Source organism: Aquimarina sp. MMG015 (assembly GCF_018100855.1).
Classification (GTDB): domain Bacteria; phylum Bacteroidota; class Bacteroidia; order Flavobacteriales; family Flavobacteriaceae; genus Aquimarina; species Aquimarina latercula.
Genome location: NZ_JAGJEB010000015.1, coordinates 66578 through 92767 on the forward strand (window position 1 = coordinate 66578; position 26190 = coordinate 92767).

20 protein-coding genes are annotated in these 26190 nt (G+C 31.8%); 7 read left to right on the forward strand and 13 right to left on the reverse strand.

What is annotated here, in order from left to right; genetic code table 11:
- Positions 1-21: 21 nt before the first annotated feature.
- The 3 genes from J8L88_RS21320 to panB all read right to left on the reverse strand — a co-directional run bounded on the left by J8L88_RS21320 (position 22) and on the right by panB (position 2554).
- A complete protein-coding gene (locus J8L88_RS21320) occupies positions 22-897 on the reverse strand; it encodes a hypothetical protein (protein WP_027393998.1) in 876 nt (291 codons plus the stop codon).
- A 104-nt stretch (positions 898-1001) separates the two neighbouring features.
- Entirely contained in the window at positions 1002-1700 is a 699-nt protein-coding gene (locus J8L88_RS21325; RefSeq protein WP_027393997.1) for an RluA family pseudouridine synthase, read from the reverse strand.
- 35 nt (positions 1701-1735) lie between these two features.
- Positions 1736-2554: a 3-methyl-2-oxobutanoate hydroxymethyltransferase gene (panB, locus tag J8L88_RS21330; RefSeq protein WP_027393996.1), complete on the reverse strand. Its 819-nt coding sequence runs from the start codon at positions 2552-2554 to the stop codon at positions 1736-1738.
- Positions 2555-2711: 157 nt separating this feature from the next.
- Here panB and J8L88_RS21335 point away from each other — a divergent pair, with 157 nt between their 5' ends.
- Positions 2712-3179, forward strand: a complete 468-nt coding sequence (locus tag J8L88_RS21335; RefSeq protein ID WP_211061794.1) for a nuclear transport factor 2 family protein — start codon at positions 2712-2714, stop codon at positions 3177-3179.
- 1 nt (position 3180) lies between these two features.
- Here the strand turns inward: J8L88_RS21335 and J8L88_RS21340 are convergent, their stop codons facing one another.
- Positions 3181-3855 (reverse strand): type II CAAX prenyl endopeptidase Rce1 family protein, encoded by a 675-nt coding sequence (locus J8L88_RS21340; protein WP_211061795.1) that lies wholly within the window; start codon positions 3853-3855, stop codon positions 3181-3183.
- A 9-nt stretch (positions 3856-3864) separates the two neighbouring features.
- Positions 3865-5292, reverse strand: a complete 1428-nt coding sequence (locus J8L88_RS21345) for an L-serine ammonia-lyase (RefSeq protein WP_027393993.1) — start codon at positions 5290-5292, stop codon at positions 3865-3867.
- Positions 5293-5527: 235 nt separating this feature from the next.
- Between J8L88_RS21345 and dnaK the strand changes: the two genes are divergently transcribed.
- The gene (gene dnaK, locus J8L88_RS21350) at positions 5528-7435 is read left to right on the forward strand and encodes a molecular chaperone DnaK (RefSeq protein WP_027393992.1); all 1908 of its coding nucleotides are present in this window, start codon (positions 5528-5530) and stop codon (positions 7433-7435) included.
- A gap of 199 nt (positions 7436-7634) precedes the next feature.
- Positions 7635-8942, forward strand: coding sequence for a hypothetical protein (locus tag J8L88_RS21355; protein WP_027393991.1), 1308 nt, complete (start codon positions 7635-7637; stop codon positions 8940-8942).
- Between the two features lie 130 nt (positions 8943-9072).
- On the opposite strand, the gene J8L88_RS21360 is transcribed toward J8L88_RS21355, so the two are convergent.
- From J8L88_RS21360 to J8L88_RS21375, 4 genes are all read right to left on the reverse strand, one after another.
- Complete coding sequence (locus J8L88_RS21360) at positions 9073-10128, reverse strand: T9SS type A sorting domain-containing protein (RefSeq protein WP_211061796.1); 1056 nt, start codon at positions 10126-10128, stop codon at positions 9073-9075.
- 284 nt (positions 10129-10412) lie between these two features.
- The gene (gene ggt / locus J8L88_RS21365; RefSeq protein WP_211061797.1) at positions 10413-12122 is read right to left on the reverse strand and encodes a gamma-glutamyltransferase; all 1710 of its coding nucleotides are present in this window, start codon (positions 12120-12122) and stop codon (positions 10413-10415) included.
- Between the two features lie 16 nt (positions 12123-12138).
- Positions 12139-12528, reverse strand: a complete 390-nt coding sequence (locus J8L88_RS21370; protein ID WP_211061798.1) for a hypothetical protein — start codon at positions 12526-12528, stop codon at positions 12139-12141.
- The gene (locus J8L88_RS21375) at positions 12525-13109 is read right to left on the reverse strand and encodes an ACP phosphodiesterase (RefSeq protein WP_211061799.1); all 585 of its coding nucleotides are present in this window, start codon (positions 13107-13109) and stop codon (positions 12525-12527) included. Before J8L88_RS21375 ends, J8L88_RS21370 begins: the two co-directional genes overlap by 4 nt.
- 121 nt (positions 13110-13230) lie before the next feature.
- Here J8L88_RS21375 and glmM point away from each other — a divergent pair, with 121 nt between their 5' ends.
- A complete protein-coding gene (gene glmM, locus J8L88_RS21380) occupies positions 13231-14619 on the forward strand; it encodes a phosphoglucosamine mutase (RefSeq protein ID WP_118386595.1) in 1389 nt (462 codons plus the stop codon).
- A gap of 47 nt (positions 14620-14666) precedes the next feature.
- Here the strand turns inward: glmM and J8L88_RS21385 are convergent, their stop codons facing one another.
- Positions 14667-15566, reverse strand: a complete 900-nt coding sequence (locus tag J8L88_RS21385; RefSeq protein WP_211061800.1) for a lysophospholipid acyltransferase family protein — start codon at positions 15564-15566, stop codon at positions 14667-14669.
- A 77-nt stretch (positions 15567-15643) separates the two neighbouring features.
- On the reverse strand, positions 15644-16549 hold the full coding sequence (locus J8L88_RS21390; RefSeq protein WP_027393985.1) for a lysophospholipid acyltransferase family protein: 906 nt from the start codon (positions 16547-16549) through the stop codon (positions 15644-15646).
- Between the two features lie 137 nt (positions 16550-16686).
- Between J8L88_RS21390 and J8L88_RS21395 the strand changes: the two genes are divergently transcribed.
- A complete protein-coding gene (locus J8L88_RS21395) occupies positions 16687-17337 on the forward strand; it encodes a rhomboid family intramembrane serine protease (protein ID WP_027393984.1) in 651 nt (216 codons plus the stop codon).
- Positions 17338-17394: 57 nt separating this feature from the next.
- Here J8L88_RS21395 and J8L88_RS21400 read toward each other — a convergent pair whose 3' ends face one another.
- A complete protein-coding gene (locus tag J8L88_RS21400) occupies positions 17395-18516 on the reverse strand; it encodes a TlpA disulfide reductase family protein (RefSeq protein ID WP_211061801.1) in 1122 nt (373 codons plus the stop codon).
- A 368-nt stretch (positions 18517-18884) separates the two neighbouring features.
- Here J8L88_RS21400 and J8L88_RS21405 point away from each other — a divergent pair, with 368 nt between their 5' ends.
- Complete coding sequence (locus J8L88_RS21405) at positions 18885-21251, forward strand: GAF domain-containing protein (protein WP_211061802.1); 2367 nt, start codon at positions 18885-18887, stop codon at positions 21249-21251.
- A 6-nt stretch (positions 21252-21257) separates the two neighbouring features.
- Here J8L88_RS21405 and J8L88_RS21410 read toward each other — a convergent pair whose 3' ends face one another.
- Positions 21258-22433 (reverse strand): Pycsar system effector family protein, encoded by a 1176-nt coding sequence (locus tag J8L88_RS21410; protein ID WP_118386591.1) that lies wholly within the window; start codon positions 22431-22433, stop codon positions 21258-21260.
- Positions 22434-22485: 52 nt separating this feature from the next.
- Here J8L88_RS21410 and J8L88_RS21415 point away from each other — a divergent pair, with 52 nt between their 5' ends.
- On the forward strand, positions 22486-26190 hold the full coding sequence (locus J8L88_RS21415; RefSeq protein ID WP_211061803.1) for a metallophosphoesterase: 3705 nt from the start codon (positions 22486-22488) through the stop codon (positions 26188-26190).

The following is a 26190-nucleotide window of genomic DNA, read 5'->3' on the forward strand; positions in this document are numbered from 1 at the left end:
GTAAATATGTGTTATCACGAATTATAATTTTTTTATTCGACTAGTTTTGGGGACGTATCTTGGAGCGATCCATTTTTTGTAAATAAAATATTCTAATAGGGGAGTAATTAGAATTAGAAATAATAGTATTAATAATGATTTTACCATTCCACTATATTGCGAACTAATTGCTAATGTAAACCATTCATTTAGTTTGCCTAAAACCACTTTTTCTATATCCCTATATCCTACTTCTAATAATAAATCCATTACAGTACTAAACTCCTCATACGGTAATGCTTCAGAAAAATCGATATGTCCTCTTCCTGCGGATGTTATAAATGCATACACTGTTAATTTATAAAGGTCATCACTGTAATGATTAACAATATATTTTGCTAATTTGTTTTTTGTTTTATTGAGAACAGAATTTCCCGTATTATGGTTTTTTAGATAGTTTTCGAAAATGACTGCATAATCTTGCGAACCTGATTTTGCTTGTATAGCAAGTCCTTGTATGGAAATTATAAATTTATTTTTGGCTTCTTCGGATTCAAATACTTGAGACATAGATCCTTCGTATACTTCTTGTACAATAACCGCTTTTTCGTTATCTAATATTTTATATATACCTCTTAGAAACCCCCATTGTCCAAAGATGTATAGTATACCAATTAGCAATAATGGAATATATAACTTTACTGCCCAATTGTAATACCGCGGAGTTCTTTTTAAAATACCTTTACGCCATAATAAAATACAGTATATAGTTGCGATAATCAACCCTAGAAATAAAAATAGGATGATATTAAAAATCAAAATTCCAGAATTAGGAAGTACAATATCCCTAATAATACTCCAGATAAAATTCCAATCAATGTTTTTAAATAATTCTGATGAATATGAAACATACTCCATGTATTCTTAATTAGCAATGAAATAAAAAAATGAGTTTTCTTTTGCCTATTAGTATAATAATTATTGGAAATGTTACTACGAATAAAATATAAGTAAAAATACCTTTAAAAACAGTCATTCCATATAGAATCCAATGGAGGAGGAGCTATTATGGTGAGCGCTTCTTTTTTTACAGGATGTATAAATGTAAGTTTTCTTGCATGTAAATGGATACTACCATCTTTATTGCTTCGATCTGCTCCATATTTTAAATCTCCTTTAATTACAGATCCAATATATGATAGTTGAGATCTTATTTGATGATGTCTACCAGTATGAAGGTCGATTTCTAAAAGACAATAGTTGTTTAGTTTTTTTATGATTGCATAGTCTAAAATTGCTTTTTTGCTATCCGTTACCTCATTTTTATGAGCATATGATTTATTTTGTTTAGGATTACGTTTCAACCAGTGTATAAGCCTATCATTTTCTTTTGGAGGAGGTTTTTTTACAATTGCCCAATATGTTTTTTTAGCTTCCTTATTAGCAAAAAGTTTATTAAGTCTTGGTAATGCTTTACTTGTTCTTGCAAATACTACAATTCCACTTGTTGGTCTATCAAGTCTATGAACTACGCCTAAATAAACAGCACCTGGTTTATGATACTTTTCAGCAATATATTCCTTAACCACTTCACTTAGAGGTTTATCTCCTGTTTTATCTCCTTGCACAATATCTCCAGCTCTCTTATTAACGATAATCAGGTGATTATCCTCATAAAGAACCTGAAGATTAGTTTTGTTAGAAATTATTTTTTGAGACAATTTTCTTAGGGAATAAAACTATTTTCGACTAACAACTAATACTGTTCATTATCATTAGGGAAGTCTAACGATTTTACATCAGAAACATATTTTTGAAATGCATTTGTCATTTCTGTATATAAATCTAAGTAACGTCTTAAGAAACGAGGGTTGAACTCGTGAGTCATTCCAAGCATATCATGGGTGACCAATACTTGTCCATCGACACCATTTCCTGCACCAATACCAATAACAGGGATGGTAAGGCTTTCTGCAACTTCTTTTGCCAATTTTGCAGGTACTTTTTCTAATACCAGTGCAAAACACCCTGCTTTTTCAAGCATTAAAGCATCTTCTTTAAGTTTTTTGGCTTCTTCTTCTTCTTTGGCACGAACAGTATAAGTACCAAACTTATAAATAGATTGTGGTGTTAACCCTAAATGTCCCATTACAGGAATACCTGCGTTTAAAATTCTCTTAATCGATTCTTTCACCTCTTTTCCACCTTCAAGCTTTACTGCGTGTCCTCCTGATTCTTTCATAATTCTTATAGCAGAACGTAGTGCTTCTTTTGGGTCACTTTGGTAACTACCAAAAGGTAAATCTACTACGATTAACGCTCTGTGTATTGCTCGGATAACAGAAGAAGCATGATATATCATTTGGTCTAATGTAATCGGTAATGTAGTTTCATGACCCGCCATAACATTCGATGCAGAGTCACCTACTAAAATTACATCAACTCCAGCGCCATCTACAATTTTTGCCATAGTATAGTCATATGCAGTAAGCATTGAAATCTTTTCTTTATTGGCTTTCATCTCGACTAGAGATTTTACAGTAACACGCTTGTAATCCTTTTTTGCTGTAGACATTTTATAAGTTAATTTAGTGTCGTAAAAGTAATCAATTAGAAAGATCGTAACAAGAGTATATTATTTTTGATTTAAATTTATTTAAAAGAAGTATTACTTATATTTTTAATAGAATAATTAAAAGCCTAATTTTAGGTAAATTAAAGTTCGATTTGTTATGTGTAGATTCTTAATTATATGTTTTTTGTTAGTTTCTGGTAATGTTGTTTTTTCACAGAAAGATTTAAATACGAATCATAAAAATGCGAAACAAGCTGTATTAGATTTTTTTGAAGGATTTCATAAAGGAGACACTTCTATGATTAGAAAAACGATATCTCCAAGTATTGCTATGCAAACAATTGCTAGAACAAAAGAAGGCAAAACAAAGGCTATTAATACTGATATGGGTAAGTTCTTAGCGGTTATACATAATAGACCAAAAGATCAAAAGTGGTTAGAAAAATTGTTGGACTTTAGGATTGATGCTGATGCACATATTGCGCAGATCTGGACTCCTTATGAATTTTATGTAAATGATCAGTTTAGTCATTGCGGAGTTAATATTTTCCAATTATTTAATGATGGAGATACCTGGAAAATAATAGCTATAGCAGATACTCGAAAAAAAGAAGGTTGTAAATAACTTAGTATCTGCTACTTATTATTAAAAATACAACTCCATTATTAATAGCATGTAAAAGTATCGGCCAAATCATATGGTTGTTTTCTATTTTTATCTTACCAAACATATGGCCAGCAATAATTCTGGGAACAATTAATAAAAACAAAATACTATCTATTCTAAAAGAATCCACGTAGTTAAAAATGTGGAGGAAACCGAAAATTATTGATGTAACCTGGAGTGTAATTGATCGATGTCTATTTAAGTAAATAATAGCTTTTTCTAAAAAAGAGTTAGATATTACTTTCTTATAAGAAAAAAATAATACGATTACTAAAAAGGTTAATAAAAGGAATCGGTAATACCATTCAAATTCAATTGTAATAAACAGTCCGGTTAGAAAAAGAGACCAAGAGGTTAAAAATAATATAAGATCCGAAGTTTTTGGTCTTAACAATGTTCTAAACATCAATTCTTCTATAAAAGGAGCAAAGATCACCATTGCGAAAAACGCTTTGAGCTTGTTTTCTTTTAGAATTTCGAAAATACCATCTTGAGAATATTTTTGTAAATCTAAATATGGGAATATGCTCTGAAGTAATGCTACGCAGATAAAGAATAGTATGTACAATCCGAATAACCGAAAGTAGCTGACAAGTAATTTTTTTATTTTATAAAATAAAACTTCTTTAGACATTAACTTATATTAACAGTCGCTTAAACTTACTTTAATAGCTAAACCTCCTTCACTAGTTTCTTTATATTTAGTATTCATGTCTTTTGCTGTTTCCCACATAGTTTCTATCACTTTATCCAATGGGACCTTGGCATTTGCTGCATCAGAGTCTAAAGCCATTTCGCAGGCATTGATCGCTTTTATGGCTCCCATTGCATTACGTTCGATACAAGGAATTTGTACTAATCCACCTATAGGATCACATGTTAATCCTAAATGATGTTCCATGGCAATCTCACTAGCCATTACTACTTGTTCAGGTGATCCTCCCATTAATTCGGTCAAAGCCCCTGCCGCCATTGCAGACGAAACTCCAATTTCTGCCTGACAACCACCCATCGCAGCAGATATTGTGGCTCCTTTTTTAAATAAACTGCCAATTTCTCCTGCAACTAGCATAAATTGTTTTATATCATCAAAATTGGCGTCATGATTTTCAATAACCATATAATACATCATAACTGCAGGTATAACTCCTGCACTCCCATTTGTAGGAGCAGTAACTACTCTTCCCAGAGATGCATTTACTTCATTTACAGCGAGAGCAAAACAAGAAACCCATTTTAATATCTGACGAAATTTCACTTCAGTATCTCTAATAGATTCAATCCATTCTGTTGGATTCGTATAGGTGGCAGAATCACTAATTAATTTCTTGTGTGTATCAAATGCCCTGCGTCTTACATTTAATCCTCCAGGAAGTGTTCCTTCAGTATGACAACCGAGGTACATAGATTCTAGCATAACATTCCAAATATCACTTATTCTAGCATCTATTTCTTCATGGGGCTGAAGAGAAAGTTCGTTTTCTAATACAATTTCGGATATCTTTTTATTTTTCTTTTTACAATATTCTAAAAGATCTGTAGCTTTTTGAACTGGAAGAGGAAATTCTCTAAATGCTTCCATTTTTTTCTTTTCTCTTTTTCGGGTTTCCTGAACTACAAAACCACCACCAATAGAATAGAAGGTTGAAGCTATTTTTTTTTTATCCTTGAGAGTAGCTGTAAATGTTATGGCATTTGGATGAAATTCTTTAAACTCTCTGTTAAATACAATTTGAGTTTCAGGATTAAAGCTAATAGCTAATTCTTTATTAAATACTAAAACTTTATTCAGTTTTATATCTTCAATAATAGAAGAAATAGCAGCTACATCAATTGTTTGGGGATCATAACCGCACAAACCTAATATAGAAGCTATATCGGTAGCATGACCTTTACCAGTAAGGGATAAAGATCCGAATAGATCAACTGTTATTGATTCTACCAGATGAAACTGGTTGTTTTTTTTAAGTTCCGCAATCCAACGTCGTCCGGCTCTCCAAGGGCCAAAAGTATGGGAGCTAGAAGGGCCTACACCGATCTTTAACATATCAAAAACACTGATACATTCCATAATTCTTAATTGAGTGTAAAATTATGTTGGTAAATATAATGTATTGATAAAAAAGAACGCTTTTTTTTATTAAATAGTTAGATTGTTTATTTGGTTTTATTTTTTGAAAGTATTTCGAATATTATATTACTTAGAATAAAGTAATGACATCCTGTCAGATAAATTGTCGTGGCATAATCATTGACTTAAGTGGAATAAATAATTTAGAACAACACTAAAACATTTATATACTAATATGAGTAAGATAATAGGAATAGATTTAGGGACAACAAACTCTTGTGTTTCTGTGATGGAAGGTAATGAGCCTGTTGTTATCCCTAATGCAGAGGGAAAGAGAACAACTCCGTCTGTAATTGCATTTGTAGAAGGAGGAGAAATTAAGGTGGGGGATCCTGCAAAGCGTCAGGCAGTAACTAACCCTACTAAAACAATCTCTTCTATTAAAAGATTTATGGGGAATAAATTCTCTGAATCCGCAAAAGAAGCAGATAGAGCTGCATATAAAGTAGTAAAAGGAGATAATGATACGCCTCGAGTTGATATCGATGGTCGTTTATATACACCACAAGAATTATCTGCAATGACACTTCAAAAAATGAAGAAAACTGCAGAAGATTATCTTGGACAGGATGTAACCAGAGCTGTAATTACTGTACCGGCTTATTTTAATGATGCGCAGCGTCAGGCTACTAAAGAAGCTGGAGAAATTGCTGGTCTTAAAGTAGAAAGAATAATCAATGAGCCTACTGCGGCTGCATTGGCATATGGCCTTGATAAAAAAGGTACTGATCAGAAGATTGTAGTATTTGATTTTGGTGGAGGAACTCATGATGTATCGATCCTTGAATTAGGAGATGGTGTATTCGAAGTATTATCTACTGATGGAGATACGCATTTAGGAGGAGATGATGTAGATCAAAAGATAATAGACTGGTTAGCAGAGGAATTTAAGAGTGAAGAGGATATGGATCTACGAAAAGACCCAATGGCACTTCAACGTCTTAAAGAAGCTGCAGAAAAAGCGAAGATAGAATTATCTTCTTCTTCTCAGACAGAAATTAATTTACCATATGTAACAGCTACTGCTAGTGGTCCTAAACACTTAGTAAGATCATTGACAAAAGCTAAATTTGATCAATTGATTGATGATTTGGTAAAACGTACTATCGATCCTTGTCGTACTGCACTTGATGCTGCAGGTTTATCTACAAGTGATATCGATGAGATTATATTAGTAGGAGGTTCTACTCGTATTCCTGCAGTTCAGGAAGCAGTGGAAAAGTTCTTTGGTAAGGCACCAAGTAAAGGAGTAAACCCGGATGAGGTAGTTGCTGTTGGAGCTGCTATCCAAGGAGGAGTTCTTACAGGAGATGTAAAAGATGTATTGTTATTAGATGTAACACCACTTTCTCTAGGTATTGAGACAATGGGTAATGTTATGACTAAGCTGATTGAAGCAAATACAACGATTCCTACGAAGAAATCACAAGTTTTTTCTACAGCAGCAGATAATCAACCTTCTGTAGAAATTCATGTGTTACAAGGAGAGCGTCCTATGGCGGCGGATAACAAAACGATAGGTCGTTTCCACTTAGATGGAATTCCACCTGCGCAAAGAGGTACACCACAGATCGAAGTTACTTTTGACATAGATGCTAATGGTATTATCAAAGTTTCTGCTACTGATAAAGCTACTAATAAGTCACAGGATATTCGTATCGAAGCATCTTCTGGATTAACAGAAGAGGAAATCGAGAAAATGAAGCAAGAAGCAGAAGCGAATGCTGAAGCAGATAAAGCAGCAAAAGAAACTGCAGATAAGTTGAATGAAGCGGATGGAATGATTTTCCAGACGGAAAAACAACTTAAAGAGTTTGGCGATAAAATCTCTGATGATAATAAGAAACCAGTAGAAGAAGCTTTAGAAGAATTAAAGAAAGCTTACGAAACTAAGGATCTTGCAATTATACAGCCAGCACTTGATAAAATGAATGAAGCATGGAAAGCAGCTAGTGAAGAAATGTACAAAGCACAAGCCGAAGCGCAAGGTGGTGCGGCAGGTCCAGAAGCTGGAGCACAACCAGAAGGAGGAGACTCTGAAGGAAGTGATGTAGAAGATGTAGATTTTGAAGAAGTGAAATAACATTTGTTATTCTATATAAAAAAAAGCACAGTGAAAACTGTGCTTTTTTTGTGTTTATATTTATGAATAACAAAAAAAAGTTTACTTTTATCAAGGCTTAACAATACCCCTGTTTATAATTTTATTCACACACAGTTATTCTTAATAGAGGAAATCGCTATACTACCTATATATAGGGTTAAAGTAATGGAATATACTAATGAATCTATCACAAGTTTTTCGTAGAAAAATCTTTTGGTTTTTTGATATTCTTAAGGGAAATGATATCAAAAGCCATTTTAAGGATATTAAAGAATTGATTGAGAATCCAAATTCTCAATCGGTTCAAGCTAAAAAAGATAGATATCTTCAGAAAATACTCAAGCATGCTGTTAGTACTACCTGGTTTTATCAGAAATATTCAGGTTATAATTCAATTTTAGATTTTCCAGTAATTAATAAAAACATAATTCGTGATAATTTTGAAGAATTTAAATCTTCTAAATATAAAGCGAAGAATTGCGTGTTAGTTTCTACTAGTGGTTCTACGGGAGCTCCATTTTCTGTGTTACAGAATATGAGTAAACGCTGTCGTAATACAGGGGATAATTTATATTTTTCTTATCAATCGGGATATGAGATCGGGCAAAAATTAATTTATGTAAAAATTTGGCCTGATAATTACAAGCATAATATACTTTCGAGATTTTGGTGGCAGAACATATATCCTAAAAGTGTTTTCCAACTTTCGGATAAAGAAATAGAAGTTTTTATAAAAGAATTAAGATTAAATTCTTCAAAAAAGAGTTTTCTGGGATACACTTCTGCGTTTACTAAAATTTGTCAACACCTTGATAAGGTAGAGGCAGATCCTGTAGATACCAATGTGCAGTCAATTATTACAATGTCAGAAGGGCTTAATGATTATGTGAGAAATCGTATGAAAAAGTATTTTGGAGTTTCACCAATTTCGAGATATTCTAATAATGAGAATGGAATTTTAGCCCAAGAAGATAGACAGGGACGTTCTAAATTTATTATCAATTCTGCAAGTTATTTTATTGAGGTTTTTGATTTCTATAAAGATGTTCCAGTGTCTCCAGGTGAAAGGGGGAGAATTATTGTTACTGATTTACATAATTATGCAATGCCAATAATTCGATATGATACAGGAGATATAGGAGTTGTAAGTTTAGATAAAAATAATATCAGTTATCTCTCGTCAATTGAGGGTAGAAAATTAGATTTGATTTATGATACTAAAGGAGGTATAGTTCCTTCTCATGTTTCTTATAAGCTATGTAAATATGGTGATTATAAACAGTTTCAGTTGGTTCAGTATGGTGAAAAGAGCTATAAGATCAAATTAAATACGGATAAGAAAGTGGATGAAGCTACTATGTTAGAAGAATTTAAAGGGTATTTGGGTCAAAATGCTCGTATAGATATATTGTATGTAGATGAAATCCCCTTGCTTTCTTCTGGAAAAAGAAGAGAAGTTACAAACACCTATCATTCGAAGTTATAAGGTAACAGCTGCTTTTCGAAGTATTGAATTCATTAAATAGATAATGTTTTACGATAAATAAAGCCAATGAAATACATCATTGGCTTTTTGTTTATTTTTTGACCTTAATATTTTTTAATTCTGTTATATTTTATCTAATAAATTTTAAGAATTTCGAATCAGATCGTGCAATATATAACCCTTTTGGGAGCGTTGATAAGTTGATGTTTGTGGTGTTTTTTACATCTTCAACTTCATATACTTTTTTACCTATAATGTTATAAATACTTAAAGACTTTATTTCATTTACATCATTGATTACTAAAGATGCCGAAGTATTATTAAAGTATAATTTATCTCTATCGAAAGTGGTGAAATCACTAGTGCTAAGTACAGGTGAAATAGTAATTTCTGGATATTCTCCAGATATGCTCCAATCCGCATCAGAACTAGCATCTGGATTATCTGCAGAAGACAATTTTCCAAAAATGTAATACTTGGTTCCTGAAAGTGATGAACTTATTGGGAGGTCTGACGGTATGTCAAGAGTAACTGTAGTTGATATATCTGTTCCTGCTACAACAGTCGGAGTAACAATTACAGCAGTACCGTTTGCAGTAGTTCCGCCAAAAATACCTGGAACATCAGCCTCGAAAATTTGAAATTGTGTAGCAACATCCATAGATGCTGTATATGTATAATTTAATGTAATAGATTCTCCAGCAGCTACAGTAACTGGATTTGCAGAGTCGTATGTTATTGAATAAGGAGGAGATGTAACTATTATTGAAGGATATACTCCTCCAGTATCCCAGGTTACATCCGCTGTAGCATCAGAATTTGCTTCGGAAGATAGTTTTCCGAAAATACGATATTCCGTTCCGGAAAGAGAAGAACTTAATGGCAAATTCGCTGGGATATTAAGAGTAATTGTACCCATAACATCTGTTCCTGCATCTAGCGTAGGAAATTCAGCTACTGCAGTTCCTATAGCGGTAGCGCCTCCGAAAATACCTGAATTATCAGTTTCAAAAATCTGAAATTGAGCACCAACTTCCATAGATGCCGAGTATGTATAATTTAATGTTATAGATTGACCGGCAACAACAGTAACAGGATCTGCCGAATCATAACTAATCGAATATTGCGCGGTTACGCTAAAAATAGAGCATAAGCATAGTAGGAGTGAAAATAATTTTTTAATCATAATTACATATTTTAAACATTGTATTTTTTTAAAATCTGTTTACGTTTTAACAATGTTAATTAAGTTTCCACTAATGTATTCTTAAGGATAAATCTCTAGTGTAATAATTGTTGCAATTAATGATAATATTGTTGCATTAGCTCTGAATAAAGGGCTATGAAGTTTGTTTTTGTTATGATAATTTAAATTTTTTAACTTTTTTTATAGTAATAGTGGTATTTTATAGTTAACAAGTTTAGAATAATATATGGTTTTTGTTTTTTTGGTAAAACGAAGATTTGATTTTAAAATCCAACTGCCGTATCATCTCCGCGTTTATCAGCACCTCCTTCTAAAGTTCCATCAGATAATACTAAAATGCCATCTACTTTACCAATAATTCTACTTTGTTCTTCGTTCGTCTTGTATCCTTTGCTTCTTAAGCTATCTAGCACATTTTTGTCAAATGAATTAGGTTCAAAAATAACAACATCTGGCAGCCATTGGTGATGAAAACGAGGTGCATTTACTGCGTCTTGCATGGTCATTCCATATTCTTTAACATTTAAGATAGTTTGTAAAACTGATGTGATAATAGTAGATCCTCCAGGAGTTCCAACGGACATCCATAATTTACCATCTTTTTCGACTAGGGTTGGAGTCATTGAACTAAGCATTCTTTTTTCTGGAGCAATTGCATTAGCTTCAGCTCCTAGAAGCCCAAACATATTAGGAGTTCCAGGTTTAGCACTAAAATCATCCATTTCATTATTTAGAAAGAAACCTAGTTCAGGAACAAAAAGTTTAGAGCCATACGCGCCATTTAATGTTGTAGTTACAGAAATTGCATTTCCGAATTGATCAACGATAGAATAATGAGTAGTCTCACTACTTTCATATCCAGGAATACTTCCGTAGCTAAGATCTGTAGATAAAGTAGCTTTATCCATATCGAAATCATTCATTCTTTCGGATAAGTATGCATCACTTATTAAAGTGTCGATTGGAATTTTTACAAAATCTGGATCACCTAAATAGAAGCTTCTATCTGCATAAGCTCTTCTTTCTGCTTCTGTTATTACTTGTATCGATTTTAAAGAATTATGTCCGTACGTACTAAGGTCGTAGGGTTCAATCATCTTCATGATTTGCGCTAAGCATACTCCACCACTAGAAGGAGGAGACATTGATATGATATTTAAATCTTTATATGAGAATTTAACTGGATCCCGCCATTTAGCTTCGTATTTATTTAGATCCTCCATAGTCATTATTCCACCTTGTGATTGGATATATGCAACTAATTTTTCTCCCGTTTCTCCTTTATAAAATTCATTTTTTCCATTCTTAATAATTCGTTCAAGTGTTTTTGCTAACATTGGATTTTTTAGGGTGTCATTTGCTTTAATTGTCTGAGCATAAAGAATGGTGTCTTTATTAGTTTCAATAAACAGGTCTTTAAAATGGTTAAGCCGTTTTTCTTGATTTTCTGTAATTATATACCCTTTTTTAGCAAGTTTTACCACAGGAGTTAACAGCTCTTCTATAGAGAGTGTTCCAAATTTTTCGTGTACTTCGAAAATACCAGCGATTGTGCCAGGAACACCTACAGCTAAAGAACCTAGTTGACTTTTTTCTGGGATTGGATCTCCATTTTCATCGAGATACATATCTTTAAATGCGGCGAGAGGAGCTTTTTCACGATAATCAATAGCGCCAGTTTCTCCATTAGCTTTTCTATATACCATAAACCCACCACCTCCTAGATTACCGGCATACGGATAAGAAACTGCTAATGCCATTTCTGTAGCTACCATAGCATCAAAAGCATTACCACCTTTCTGGAGAATATCTTTACCAATTTTAGAAGCTTCTTCTCGTGCAGATACAACCATCGCATTTTTTTCAATTACACCAAAAACAGGTTTTGTTTCAGAAATAATTTCTTGTGCTGATTCTGGATTGGTCTTACATGAGATAACTAGAATAAAAAGTAAGAGATAAAGTAATCGCATAGTGTTAGATGTTTTATTAGTAATTAATTTCTTTAATTGTGTTGTTGTTTTTATCATAAAATTTCCAATAACCCGAAGGTTTGCAATTATCTATATGTCCCTCAGACTTTACATTTCCATTGGTGTGATATTCTTTCCAATATCCTTGTTTTTTACCATTTTGATAATGCCCTTCAATTTTAACACTTCCATTTCGATAAAAATATTTCCAAAAACCTTGTTTAATTCCGTTATTATAATGGCCAAGACTTTCTAAGTTTATTGAATTAGGGTAGTAATTTTTAGTATATCCATTTTTAGTAGTTGTAATAACGTCTTCATTACATATATTTTTTATTGAAACATTGTGTTCTCCTGTATTACAGGAAAACATCAGAAATAATAAAAAAAGATATAATATTTTCACAGTGTTCTCATTTCATTTTTTGTAAATAATTCTAACTCCTCAAAGAAAGATCGGAATTCTATTTCGAATTTATCATAATACTGTTCTAGTTCTACAACGGCAAAGTTCATTTTTGATTTGTTTTTAGTGCGATGGTTCATTTGATAAAGAATTCTTCCTATCCCTGGAATTGTAGCATAACTAAGTAGCCAATTGTCACGAAACATATAGGGAAGAAAATCCTGTACTCGTTTTGGAAGAACTTCATAATATTCTTGTAATAACGTATAGAAATCAGAGACATATTTATCTAATGGAATTTTAGAATAATCACTCCAATATGCAGCTAAATAATGATCATATAATATGTCCACGATAACAGTGCTGTAGTGTCCATATTTTGGGAATAATCTCAAAACACTTTCTCTTACAATTGGATGACTATCGGTATATGAGTCTATTTTACGATGTAGAGTAATACCTTGTTGTATCCGTTCTGGGAATTGAGCAAACTTTTTTCCTTTAACAGAATCGGCAATAAAATTACCTATTTTAAGTTCTTGATCTTCTCCAGAAAGGTAGATATGGGCTAAAAAATTCATTATGTGAATTTACAATTTTTTGGAAAGTTGTTATTGTTTTTATGTAAACTTTAATCATAGGGTTGTGGTAATGACTTGTAGCACGTACATTTGTTAAAAACAAAAAATAATCAATCGATATATGACATTAATCAAATCAATATCTGGTATTCGCGGAACTATTGGGGGAAAAGTAGGAGATAATTTAACACCTATAGACGCAGTTAAATTTGCATCAGCGTATGGAAGCTGGCTAAAAGCAGAGACCAATAAAGAACATCCTATTGTGGTTGTTGGTAGAGATGCTCGTATTTCTGGATCAATGATTCAGCAATTAGTAATGAATGGATTAATAGGTTTAGGTATTCATGTTGTGGATTTAGGATTGTCAACCACTCCTACTGTCGAGGTAGCAGTTCCTTTAGAAAAAGCAGATGGAGGAATTATTTTAACCGCAAGTCATAATCCAAAACAGTGGAATGCACTTAAGTTATTAGATGGTAAGGGAGAGTTCTTGAATGCAGAAAACGGAAAAAAGATTTTAGATATAGCAGAAAATGATGACTATCAGTTTGCAGAAGTAGATGATTTGGGTTCAATAACTACAAATGATACTTATATTGATAAGCATATTGAAGAGGTGTTGAATCTTTCTTTAGTGAACTCAGAAATCGTTAAAGAAGCAGGTTTTAAAGTTGTTGTGGATGCTGTTAATTCTACTGGAGGAATAGCTATTCCGAAACTACTTAAAAAGATGGGGGTTGAGGTAGTAGAACTTTATTGTGAGCCTAATGGCCATTTCCCACATAATCCAGAACCTCTAAAAGAACATTTAACCGATTTATCAGAACTTGTTGTAAAGGAAAAAGCAGATTTTGGTCTTACTGTAGACCCTGATGTTGATCGTTTAGCATTTATGAGTGAAGATGGAGAAATGTTTGGAGAAGAATATACATTAGTTGCATGTGCGGATTTCGTACTAGGTAAGACGCCAGGTAATACAGTATCTAATTTATCTTCTAGTAGAGCATTAAGAGATGTTACCGAAAAACATAATGGTACTTATGAAGCCAGTGCAGTAGGAGAGGTGAATGTAGTTTCAAAAATGAAAGCTAATAATGCAATCATTGGGGGAGAAGGAAATGGTGGTATTATTTATCCAGAGTTACATTATGGAAGAGATTCTCTAGTTGGTGTCGCATTGTTTTTAACACATTTGGCTGAGAAGAAGTGCAGTGTAAGTGCGTTGCGTAATAGTTACCCATCTTATTTTATGAGTAAAAATAAGGTGCAATTAACTCCAGAATTAAATGTTGATGAAATTTTAAAAGGATTTCATAATAAACATGTTGCGGAAGAAGTTAGTACGGTTGATGGTGTAAAAGTGGATTTTAGTGATTCTTGGGTTCATCTAAGAAAAAGTAATACAGAACCTATTATTAGAATATATACAGAAGCTTTAAGTCAGAAAAAAGCGGATCAATTAGCAAATGATACAATTGCTACTCTTAAAGAAATAGCAGGAATTTAATATTATTTCAGAACACTCTTGTTAATCCAATTAGCAAGAGTGTTTGATTAATGTATTGTTGCATCTTTAGGTATTTCTGCATTACGATGTTTCCATCGCTTGTGTGTCCACAAATAATATTCCGGAGCTTTACGGATTTGTTCCTCTACCATTCTTAAGTAAGTTTCCACAATATAAAAATCTTCGCAGTTTTTTGCATTTTCTGTAATTGGAATAAATCTAGCTTGGTAATACCCTCTCTTTATTTTTTCTACCTGTAAATAGGCAACGGACATGTCTAGTCTTTTAGCTAATACAGCTCCACCAACATGGGTAGGTACTTTGATATCCATAAAATCGGTCCAATATGTTGCTTTTGTCAAACTTGGTGATTGATCAGATAAGAATGCATAGGAACATAATTTACCATTAACCTTATCTCTTGTAATTTCTTTCATAGCGTTATAACTAGCAATAAGTCGTGCATCATATCGCTTTCTTATGCGATGTACAAGTTGGTCAAAGTATTTGTTTTTAACTTGTTTATAAACACCGACTGTCGGGAAATTAATTAATAATTGTGTAACTGTAGCCCATTCATAACTGGCATAATGTGCCATTAGGACTACTATACTTTTGTTTTTTGCTTCTAGTTTTTTAAGAGATTCGATATCAATAATTTTAAACCTATCCAGAAGGTCCTTATCACTTATAGAAATTGATTTAATCATTTCTAAAAACATATCGCACATATGTTTATAAAAAGCTTTTCTTATTTTGGAGATCTCTTCAGAAGATTTTTCAGGAAAAACCAGTATCAGGTTCTCTGTTACAGCTTTCTTTCTATATGCAATAATGTGATATACAAGAATGTATACACCGGTAGAAAACATATAAAACAGACGCCACGGTAGTTTAGAAATAATCCATAAAATTGGATACACAAGGCGATATACCAATAGTTGCATTATGTTAATTTAGCCTACAAATATAAAATTATTTGAGGTTCAAAAATCTTAGTATAATCTTAAATAAAAGTGAAATTTTAAGCAATTACAGCATCCTTAGGAGGTTTAGCATTGCGATGTTTCCATCGTTTATGAGTCCATAAATAATTCTCTGGTTTATGCTTGATTTGTTCTTCAAGTAGTTTTGTGAATTTCTTGGTAATAGCATATTCATCTTCATTTTTTGGATCTTCAGAAATTGGAATCAAAGTTGCCTCATAATACCCTCTTTTTATCTTCTCTACGTGAAGATAAAATATACTAAGACCTAATCTTCTAGAAAGAACTTCTCCTCCTACAAATGCCGGTACCTTTATTCCCATAAAGTCTGTCCAGAATGTTGCATTATTTAGTTTAGGTGATTGATCAGAAATTAAACCATATAAACTTAATTCAGGATTCTCCTTTCTTTGATCCATCGTCATTTCTCTGAAAACTTTAGCGCTTGGAATTAATCTAGAGTTAAATCTGCCCCTAATTCTATGTACTAACTTGTCAAAATATTTGTTCTTGATAGGTTTGTAAATCCCAACGCATCTAAACTTACTTATTAAATCAATCGAATTGGTCCATTCATAACTATTATAATGCCCCATCATCGCAATGATACTTTTATTTTTATTCTCTAAGTCTACTATAGCATCTAGGTTGGTAATATGAAAACGTTTTACGATTTCTTTTTCACTTATAGATAAAGAACGAATCATTTCTAAGAACATATCACACATATGTTTATACGAAGCTTTTCGAATACGATTTATTTCCTTGGTATCCTTATCGGGAAAAGCTAAGTTTAGATTTTCTGTTACTGTTTTTCTTCGATACCTTACAATATGATAAGTAAGGATGTAAACACAAGTTGAAAACAAGTAAAATAATCTCCAAGGTAGTTTAGATATGATCCAAAGTATGGGATATACTAAACTATAAATCACTAATTGCATTAAATTCTATTTTTAGCGGCTAAAGATAATCTATTTTAGCTTACTATTACTAAACTATAAAATCATCTTATTTCTAAATAAATTCGGTACTCATTGGGTTGAAATATATATTATATTTGGATGATAAAATATTATGTATGCTAAATCTTGATGTAGTAGTAATTGCCATTATATTGGTAAATGTGCTAGTTTCTTTAAAGGGATTAAATGATTTTTCTTTTTTGGAACGCTATAAGTTTAATATTGGAGGTATAAGACGTGGTGAGCAAATACGAATGCTTACTTCTGGTTTTTTGCATGTAGATCATATGCATTTATTTTTTAATATGTTTACCTTATACTTTTTTGCACCAGTAGTTCTTAATGCATTAGGAAATATTAAGTTTCTTGTAATCTATTTTTGTAGCTTGATTGTAGGGAACTTGTTTTCTCTCTTTTTTCATAAGGATGAGTATCATTATAGTGCTGTTGGAGCTAGTGGAGCTGTTTCTGGAATTATTTTTTCTGCAATATTATTTCAACCAGGAATGAAATTGTATCTGATGTTTATTCCTATTCCTATTCCTGCCTATATTTTTGGTATTGGATATTTGCTATATTCAATTTATGGGATGAAGAGTAGGTCTGGTAATATTGGACACGACGCCCATTTTGGTGGAGCAGTTGGAGGATATGTAGTGACATTAATTCTTGCCCCTTTTTTGTTTCAAGAAAACCTTTTAATGATAGGGTTGTTAGCAATCCCCATAATTGTTTTGTTTGTCATGCAACGACTCGGGAAACTTTAAATAAAAAAAGATCTGATTATCAGATCTTTTTTTATTTAAATTGTTATCGTTCCGAATCTACAGAGATTCTTCTCCTAATAATTCTGAAATTTTTGTTTCTAAAGCAGGACCTCTAAGGTTTTTAGCAATTACGTTCCCTTTATCATCGATAATAAAAGTAGCGGGGATTGATCTTACTCCATAGGCTTTTGCTATTGGATCTTGCCAAAATTTTAGGTGGGATACGTGATTCCATTCTAAATTATCTTGATCGATTGCTGTTGTCCAATGGTCTTTTTTTCTATCCAGAGAAACTCCTATAATATTTAATCCTTTATCATGATATTTATTATAAACTCTAACTACATTAGGATTCTCTGCTCTACAAGGTTTACACCAAGATGCCCAAAAATCAATTATAGTAATTTTACCCATGGATTCTTTAAGAGAAACCATTTTTCCCTCAGGATTAGGAGCAGAAAAATCTTCAGCCTCACTACCTATATCTATTTTACCAATAGAAGCTGTTATTAATCGATCTAGGTTTTTACCTAATCGTGATGTTTTTAAGGTATCCTGGACAGTAGCATATATTTTTTTAATTTGTTTTGCGGGAGCAGCTTTTAGATTTAATAAATCTGTAAGCGCCATTACTGCTACTAACGAATTTGGATTGTTTTCAGCAATTTCTCTTCTGTATTTATTTTCGTCAACACGTATCTTTTGCAATTTTCTAGATAAGTTAACTGTTTTTCCTGTTTCTTTTAACTTAGAGGCTATCTGATATTGATTACTAAGTTCTTGTTTTTCTTTCCCAAAATCAGTCATCTTACTTAAGTACTTGAAAAATAATTGATTTTCAGGTCCTCCCTTAATAATTGAAGATCGCAAACTATCCTTGTAGATAGTCATTTTAATGGGATTGTTTTCAGCAAGGAATAATACATTTTGCGGCGTCCCATTAAAGGTTAAATAATTAAAATCATTATCTTCTACCACAGGTAATGATATCGAAAATTTACCTTGCTTTATCGTAGTAGAATCTATGATAGTAGGTCTGTTTGACTGGTTTATTGCATTCACATATACTGTAACTCCATCTTCAAACCCATTTGTTTCAGCTGTAATTGAATATCCCTTTTCCTCTTTTTGACATGCTGCAATTAACAATACGAGAGCAAGCAGTACTATTTTTTTCATTCTATTTCTTTTTTGATCTGTAAAAATATGTATTATGGACCTTAAACCCCAAAAATTAACTTTTAAATATAAGTATTTGTTAATATTTAATTTGTATTCTGAAAATAAAGGAGATAAAAAAATGTAATAGGTGTAACAAAAACCATTTGTTTGGAGTCTAATTAGATAGATAATATGGGGTTTTGTTCTGAAATTACTAAGAAAATTATTTTTTTGTTGTTTTTAGTCCTAGTTGAACATTAATATTCGTCTATTAATTATTGATAAATGTCTTATAAAGTAAGCTTTTCAATTAATTAATTGTTAATACCGATATTAAGTGACAAGGTTTTGTGTTATTTTTGTTAAACTACCGTAAATAAACCGTTATGAAGGTGCTGGAGCATGAATTTCCGTTGGATATTAGGATAAGTTTCTCTTCATTCTTTGACCAATACAGAGAGTTTTTAAAAAGTGATAATAAATTACTGCGTGATCGTGCGGAAAGTATTTTAAAAATTGCTGAAGATTATCCGGAGTTAGAAGAAGGGATAAGAACAGAAGAACGGGTGCAAGAGTTGTTGCCGCAAATAGAATTCGTTTTGGAAGATTCTTTTGCTCAAATTTTACAAAAAAATGAAATAAAGATTGCAACAATACCTTTTAATAATACAGTAGTAAAATCTACTGAACGTTACAAGAATATTGTAAAGGCAGCGGGTTCTGATTTTGAACCACAAATTAAAAATTTAGATGAAGACCATTATTTTATAATGGGTTGTAGTATAATTTTGAGTCAATATTACGGTTATAAAATTGATTTTAGAAGACCTTTCTTTTATGATATACCAGATGCATCTGGTATAATGCGTCATTATAGAATTTTGTACAACGGTGATTTTATTGAAGTAATTAAAACAGATAATGCAAGAGATATTACTGATGAAGATGTTGCTGTTTTAATTGATAATTTTGATAATGTAGAGATTTGGAAAGAAAAGTTTCCTCCTAACAGTTGGATATTTAAAGGAATTGTTATCGCAAATTTATTTGATGTAACTGCCGATGTTTCTTTATCAGAATTTAAAACAAGTCTTTTAAAGTACGATAAGACACAAGGAGATTTTATAGGAAGTTTTCAGAATATTTTTAGAGGAATATTTAACCTTCCTGAGATTAAAGTTGGTTTTTCTAACTATAACGAGGAAGAAAGAGTTTTAGAACGAGTTCCTTTTAAAACTATAGATAGTTATATTCTATATGATAAGTTTTCTGACTGTTGTGAGACAGCATTGTGTAAAGGAACTTATCAATATCTATTTGAAAAATCAGAACCTTTCGCAGTTTCTAATATTCAAAAAATACACGATGCTTATCCAGATGAACTTATGTACAGCAATCTGGCAAAGCAAAATATTAAAAGCGCAATTATAGCGCCAATCGAGGATAATGGAAAGCTTTTAGGAGTTTTAGAAATTGTTTCGCCTAATATTAAGGAGTTAAATAGTATCAATGCCAACAAACTGTTAGATATTATGCCGTATCTAGTAGATTCCGTTTTAAGATCTAAAGCTAAAGCCGAAGATGAATTAGAACTGGTTATCCAACAAGAATGTACTTCTATACACCCAAGTGTATATTGGAAATTTAGACAAGAAGCTAAGCGTTTTATTTTATCCAAAGTAGAAGAAAATCCAACTTCTTTTAGAGAGGTGGTTTTTGAAGATGTATATCCTTTATTTGGACAGATTGATATCAAAGGATCTTCTGAGGCACGAAATGGTTCCGTTCAAAAAGATTTAATACTTCAATTAAAAGCTATTGCTAAGGTTATTAATAAGGTTAGAGAAACAGATTCTTTACCAATTTATGATCAAATTAAATTTAGAATAGAGAATTATATAAATTCAGTTTCTTCTCAGTTACAGGTAGATACAGAACAACGAATTCTTAATTTTATAAAAAATGAAATTAAGCCGTTATTCAAACATTTAAAGGGAACTAATATCGAACTAGAGGGATTGATAAATCAATATAATAATTCATTAGATAAAAGTACTAAAATGCTATATAAGCATAGAAAAGCGTACGATGAATCTGTTATGTTGATTAATAAAAAGATGGCAGCATTGTTAGATGAAAAACAAAAGGAAGCCCAAAAAATGTACCCGCATTATTTTGAACGATTTAAAACTGACGGAGTAGAGCATAATATGTACATAGGTGAGTCTATTACTAAACAGAATAGTTTCAATAAAATATATCTTTATAACCTTAGGTTATGGCAGTTACAGGTAATGTGTGAAATGGAGAATGAGTACTACCAACTAAAACAAGATTTACCTGTTCCGTTGGATGTAGCTTCTATGGTACTGGTTTTTAATGCTTCATTATCAGTAAGATTTAGAATGGATGAAAAGCGTTTTGATGTTGATGGTACTTATAATGCAAGATATGAAGTAGTTAAGAAAAGAGTAGATAAAGCTAAGATTAAAGGTACAAACCAGAGAATCACTGAAAAAGGAAAATTGGTTGTTGTCTATTCTCAGCGTACTGATGAAAAGGAATACATCAAATATATCAACTTCTTACAGTCCAAGAATTATTTAGAAGATGAGATAGAAGTGGTAGAATTGGACGATTTACAAGGTGTTACTGGGTTAAAAGCATTGAGAGTGAATATTCTTTATAACAAGAATAAAGAGGATAAAGAATATTATACCTATGAAGATTTAATGAAAGAAATTAATAAATAACTTCTTTTATTGTAATGTGTTGAATGCAATTACAAAGGATAATGCCGAAGTAATAAAGCCAATCATAAAAACGGTATAAGTAATTCTGAGGATTTTATATTTTCTATGTAGTACCTTACCTAAAAAGTATAAATCTTTTATCATTGTATCATAAATATACTCCTTGTCATCCATTAGTTCATGCATCGCCGATTTGTAATCATTAAGAGGCATTTTATGAAAATTACCAAAGAATAAAAGATTAACCTTCTTTTCTTCTATTTCCTTGCGTGTAAATTCTCCACTAGTAACATTAGGTCTTGTAGCCAATACCGATAATAACATCGATATTATACTAAATACGATAAATATTAGTGTTGGATAAATTAAATATTGGTTAGAAGGATTATCTAGTTTAGGAATTAAATTAGATAGTGCTAATGAAATGATAATAGCATTGACAGATAATAAGATATTCGCTTTGGTATCTGCAATATCACTTAGTTTTAAATGGTTTCTAAGAGTTACTCTAAACAGGGTTTGGATGCCTTTTTCAGGACTTTCTTCTTTAACTAACTTTTTCAACTTGGCTTTTTTCTTTTTCTTTTTTAAAGCTGTTTGTTCATTAAGTATTTCTAATAGATGTTCTTCTTTTTTTGGTTGCCAATTCTTTAAAGCATATTCTGTGTAAAATTCGTGTTTGTTTTTTAAGAAATCGATATTAATCTTTAACCAGTCAGCGCTACTATATTTTTCTTTGTTGTTAAACTCAAATTCCTGTCTTAAAAATTCACTAGTTTCCTTAAAGTACCCCTTAGCCAAGTGAGAAGCATCGGCATCTCTAATAATTTTCTCTAATAAATTATTTGGCTTGTGCTCCATTTTTGTTGCCAATATCAAAGAAGATACTTTATTAATAATATCGTCAGAAATATTTTGTTCTTTTAAAAAGGCTTTAGAGATAATAACACTGTGTTCCTCGTGATTATCAAGGCTTTCAGAATAGCCTGTATCGTGAAGTAATGCGGTCAATAATAATATATCTTTATCTTCTTCTGAAATATTAGTATTGTCAATGATTTCTTTCGTACTTTTAAATACTCTTTTGGTATGTGTATAATTATGATAGATACAGGTTTCAGGAAGTTTTTTAGTAAAAAGTTCAGAAACAAAATTATCAGTTTTTTCAACTAACTCGTTCATGTTATAATTTTTCAGTAACCAAAATAATTAAAAAAAATGAATGTACTCCATTATGAATAAAAATATACAAACGTTCTTAATCATTTCAATTTTATTATTAAACTCTTGCGCAACATATCAGACTCAATATTTAGACGAAAATTTCCCAAAAAAATTACCTAATAAAGAAATAGAAAAAAGTTTCTATTTGGTTGGAGATGCAGGAAATGCCTCAATGAACCAAAGCACAGCTGGATTAGAAGCGTTAAAACAAATTGTAGAAAAAGAAAATACTGTTGACGATTACCTTATTTACCTTGGGGATAATATATATCAGAAAGGGATGCCCGAAAAAGGATCAGAAGATAGAGCCTTGTCAGAGCATAGGATAGATGCACAGGTAGAAGCTGCTGATTCTTTTAAAGGAGATGTAGTTTTTATTCCGGGAAATCATGATTGGTACAATGATGGGGTAAAAGGTTTAAGACGAGAAGAAAAATACGTAAGAAAAAAGTTAAGTAATAAAAGATCTTTTTTACCCTCAAAAGGATGTCCTATTGAGAGTATCGAAGTAAGTGACCAAATTCAATTACTTATTTTAGATACGCAATGGTATCTTGCTGATTGGAATAAAAATCCTACAATAAATGATAATTGTGAAATAAAAACTAGAGATAAGTTTTTAAATGAAATACAAGGTGAGCTTAAAAAGCATAATGGAAAAACTGTTTTAGTAGTAATGCATCATCCGATGTTTACAAATGGCCCACACGGAGGGAAATACAGTTTTAAAAGTCATATATTTCCTTCTAAAAAGAAAATTCCTCTTCCTATCTTAGGTTCTTTGGTTACTCAAATAAGGTCACAAGGAGGTGTTTCTCCTCAGGATAGGTATAATGAAAGTTATAATAAATTAATGAGAAGATTATCCACTATGGCGAGGGATAGTGAAAGAGTTATTTTTGCTTCTGGACATGAACATTCATTGCAATATATTGACAGTAAAGGGTTAAAGCAGATAGTTTCAGGATCAGGATCCAAAGCTTCTGCAGCTACTTTGGGAAAAGATGGATTGTTCTCTTACCCAAATCAAGGTTTTGCAGTTTTAGATGTTTATAAAGATGGCTCCTCAAATGTACGTTTTTATGGAAATGAAGAAGGAGAAATAAAATTGGTATATCAAATAGATGTACATAAACAACCAGAAAATTATGATAGTGGTAATTTGAGTAATTCTTTTGATAATGATATTTCTGCAGCCATATATAATAAAGAAGAAACAGCAAAGTCTAATTTTTATCAATCTTTATGGGGAGATCATTATAGAAAGGTTTACAGTACAGATATTAAAATTCCTATTGCTACACTAGATACGTTGTTAGGAGGATTTACTATTGATAGACGAGGAGGAGGACAAGTTACTAGATCACTACGTCTGATAGATAGCACAGGGAAACGTTATAGTTTAAGGGCTATGAGAAAAAGTGTTACTCAGTTTCTGCAAAAAGGAGCATTTAAAGATACATATTTAGAAGACGATTTTGATGACACTTTTACAGAAGAACTTCTATCTGATTTCTATACTTCTAGTTATCCTTATGCATTTTTAGTTGTTGGCGGATTGGCGGACGCAATCGACGTATATCATGCAAACTCGAAAGTGTATTATATTCCTAAACATCCAGCATTAGGACAGTACAACAAAGATTTTGGTGATGAAATGTATTTTCTAGAAGAAAGACCTGGAAAAGAACACAAAGATTTAGCGTCATTTGGTAGGCCAGATGATATAGAAGGCACAGATGACTTACTTAAAAATTTGAGAAAAGATGAAGAGTATCAAATGGATGAAGCACATTATATCCGAACAAGATTGTTTGATATGATTTTAGGGGATTGGGACAGACATTCTGATCAATGGAGATGGTCTCGTTTTGATACAAAAAAAGGAAAATTATATCGTCCAATTCCTAAAGATCGAGATCAAGTCTTTTCTAATTACGATGGTGGACTTTTAGGTGTTATAAAATTTATTGTTCCTATTACGCGTAAGTTTCAAGTATATCAAGGCGAATTAAAAAATGTAAGATGGATTAATGAGTCAGGAATTAGATTAGATCGAACTTTTGCACAAAATTCTGGTAAGAAAATATGGCTAGAAGAAGCAAATTATATTAAAGATAATCTTAATGACGAAGCTATAGATAAAGCGTTTAGTAACCTGCCTGTAGAGTTACAGGATGCAACGATAGAAAGAATTAAAGGCTATTTAAGAAAGAGAAGAGATAATATTGAAGATATAGCAGAGAGATATTATAAATACCTTTCTAAACAGGTGATTATTAGAGGAACGGATAAAGACGATCGTTTTGAAATAATAAGAAACGATAATAGTACAACCGTTAAAATTTCAAGGATAAAAGATGGAGTTCCTCAAGAACCATTTTATGAAAGAACTATTTTATCTAAAGAGACTAAAGAAATATGGATATATGGTTTGGATGATGATGATGAATTTATAGTTACCGGAAAAGGAAGTAACCCTATTTGTACGAGAATAGTCGGAGGACAAAATAATGATAAATACACAATAGAAAATGGGCGGCAAATAAGAGTTTATGATCATAAGTCAAAACCTAATACAGTTGTTAAAAAAGGTGGAGCTAAATTTATCTTTAGTAATAATTATAATCATAACACCTATGATTATAATAAGTATATAGATAAGACAAATACATTGACACCACTAATAGGGTTTAATCCAGATGATGGAGTTAATATAAACGTTACTGATGTTTATACAGTAAGAGGTTTTAATAATAATCCCTACCAGAGTAAGCATACGATTAAAGCAGCGTATTATTTTGCTACAGAAGGATATGATATCTCTTATAAAGGAGAATTCTTAAATGCAGTAGGAGATTGGAGGTTAGTAATTGGTGGAAAATATACAAGTGAAAATTTTGCGCAAAACTTTTTTGGTTTTGGTAATAATACAGTGAACCTTGATGATGATCTTGGCTTGGATTATAATCGCGTCAAAACGGGTATTTGGGGTCTAAATGTTGGAATTGGTAAAAATGGTAGATACGGTAATGGCTTTACTGTTACAGCATCCTACGAAGGCGTAGAAGTACAAGATTCTCAAGGACGATTTATTACTTCTGGATTAGGTTTAGTAACATCGGATCCTGATTTTTTTGAAAGAAAGTTCTTTGCTGGAATTGATGTTAATTATGAGTATAAAAGTTCTGATATTAGTGCTAATCCAACTAGAGGTATGTTGTTTAAACTTCAAGGAGGTTCTAAAATGAATTTAGATGATACTGATAGAACTTTTGGATATATAAGTCCGAAATTAGGTTTTTATAACGCGATTACTAAAAATCGAAAATTAGTATTAAAAACTGATGTACAAGCAGAATTTCTGATCGGAGATGATTTTGAATTTTATCAAGCGGCTACTTTAGGAGGAATCAATAGTTTACGCGGTTTTAGAGAAGAACGTTTTACAGGAGATAAAGCGTTGGCATTTAGCGGAGATCTTAGATATAGTTTTAATAAATTTAAAACAGGTTTGTTGCCATTGCAATTAGGGGTTTATGGAGGTTATGATATAGGTAGAGTATGGTTTGATGGTGAGGATGCGGATAATTGGCACGATTCAATAGGAGGAGGATTTTGGGTCAATGCTTTGGATACAATTGCCGGACAATTTAATTTGTTTAGTAGTGAGGATGGTTTACGTTTTACTTTTGGATTAGGACTAAGTTTTTAA

What these genes read in the sequence shown, in the direction of transcription:
- J8L88_RS21385 (WP_211061800.1), bottom strand. Translation starts at nt 15,566, where the DNA reads ATGCAACTATTGGTATATCGCCTTGTGTATCCAATTTTATGGATTATT.
- J8L88_RS21415 (WP_211061803.1), top strand. Translation starts at nt 22,486, where the DNA reads ATGAATAAAAATATACAAACGTTCTTAATCATTTCAATTTTATTATTA.
- J8L88_RS21410 (WP_118386591.1), bottom strand. Translation starts at nt 22,433, where the DNA reads ATGAACGAGTTAGTTGAAAAAACTGATAATTTTGTTTCTGAACTTTTT.
- J8L88_RS21360 (WP_211061796.1), bottom strand. Translation starts at nt 10,128, where the DNA reads ATGATTAAAAAATTATTTTCACTCCTACTATGCTTATGCTCTATTTTT.
- J8L88_RS21400 (WP_211061801.1), bottom strand. Translation starts at nt 18,516, where the DNA reads ATGAAAAAAATAGTACTGCTTGCTCTCGTATTGTTAATTGCAGCATGT.
- panB (WP_027393996.1), bottom strand. Translation starts at nt 2,554, where the DNA reads ATGTCTACAGCAAAAAAGGATTACAAGCGTGTTACTGTAAAATCTCTA.
- J8L88_RS21390 (WP_027393985.1), bottom strand. Translation starts at nt 16,549, where the DNA reads ATGCAATTAGTGATTTATAGTTTAGTATATCCCATACTTTGGATCATA.
- ggt (WP_211061797.1), bottom strand. Translation starts at nt 12,122, where the DNA reads ATGCGATTACTTTATCTCTTACTTTTTATTCTAGTTATCTCATGTAAG.
- J8L88_RS21340 (WP_211061795.1), bottom strand. Translation starts at nt 3,855, where the DNA reads ATGTCTAAAGAAGTTTTATTTTATAAAATAAAAAAATTACTTGTCAGC.
- glmM (WP_118386595.1), top strand. Translation starts at nt 13,231, where the DNA reads ATGACATTAATCAAATCAATATCTGGTATTCGCGGAACTATTGGGGGA.
- J8L88_RS21355 (WP_027393991.1), top strand. Translation starts at nt 7,635, where the DNA reads ATGAATCTATCACAAGTTTTTCGTAGAAAAATCTTTTGGTTTTTTGAT.
- J8L88_RS21335 (WP_211061794.1), top strand. Translation starts at nt 2,712, where the DNA reads ATGTGTAGATTCTTAATTATATGTTTTTTGTTAGTTTCTGGTAATGTT.
- J8L88_RS21405 (WP_211061802.1), top strand. Translation starts at nt 18,885, where the DNA reads ATGAAGGTGCTGGAGCATGAATTTCCGTTGGATATTAGGATAAGTTTC.
- J8L88_RS21395 (WP_027393984.1), top strand. Translation starts at nt 16,687, where the DNA reads ATGCTAAATCTTGATGTAGTAGTAATTGCCATTATATTGGTAAATGTG.
- J8L88_RS21375 (WP_211061799.1), bottom strand. Translation starts at nt 13,109, where the DNA reads ATGAATTTTTTAGCCCATATCTACCTTTCTGGAGAAGATCAAGAACTT.
- J8L88_RS21345 (WP_027393993.1), bottom strand. Translation starts at nt 5,292, where the DNA reads ATGGAATGTATCAGTGTTTTTGATATGTTAAAGATCGGTGTAGGCCCT.
- J8L88_RS21320 (WP_027393998.1), bottom strand. Translation starts at nt 897, where the DNA reads ATGGAGTATGTTTCATATTCATCAGAATTATTTAAAAACATTGATTGG.
- dnaK (WP_027393992.1), top strand. Translation starts at nt 5,528, where the DNA reads ATGAGTAAGATAATAGGAATAGATTTAGGGACAACAAACTCTTGTGTT.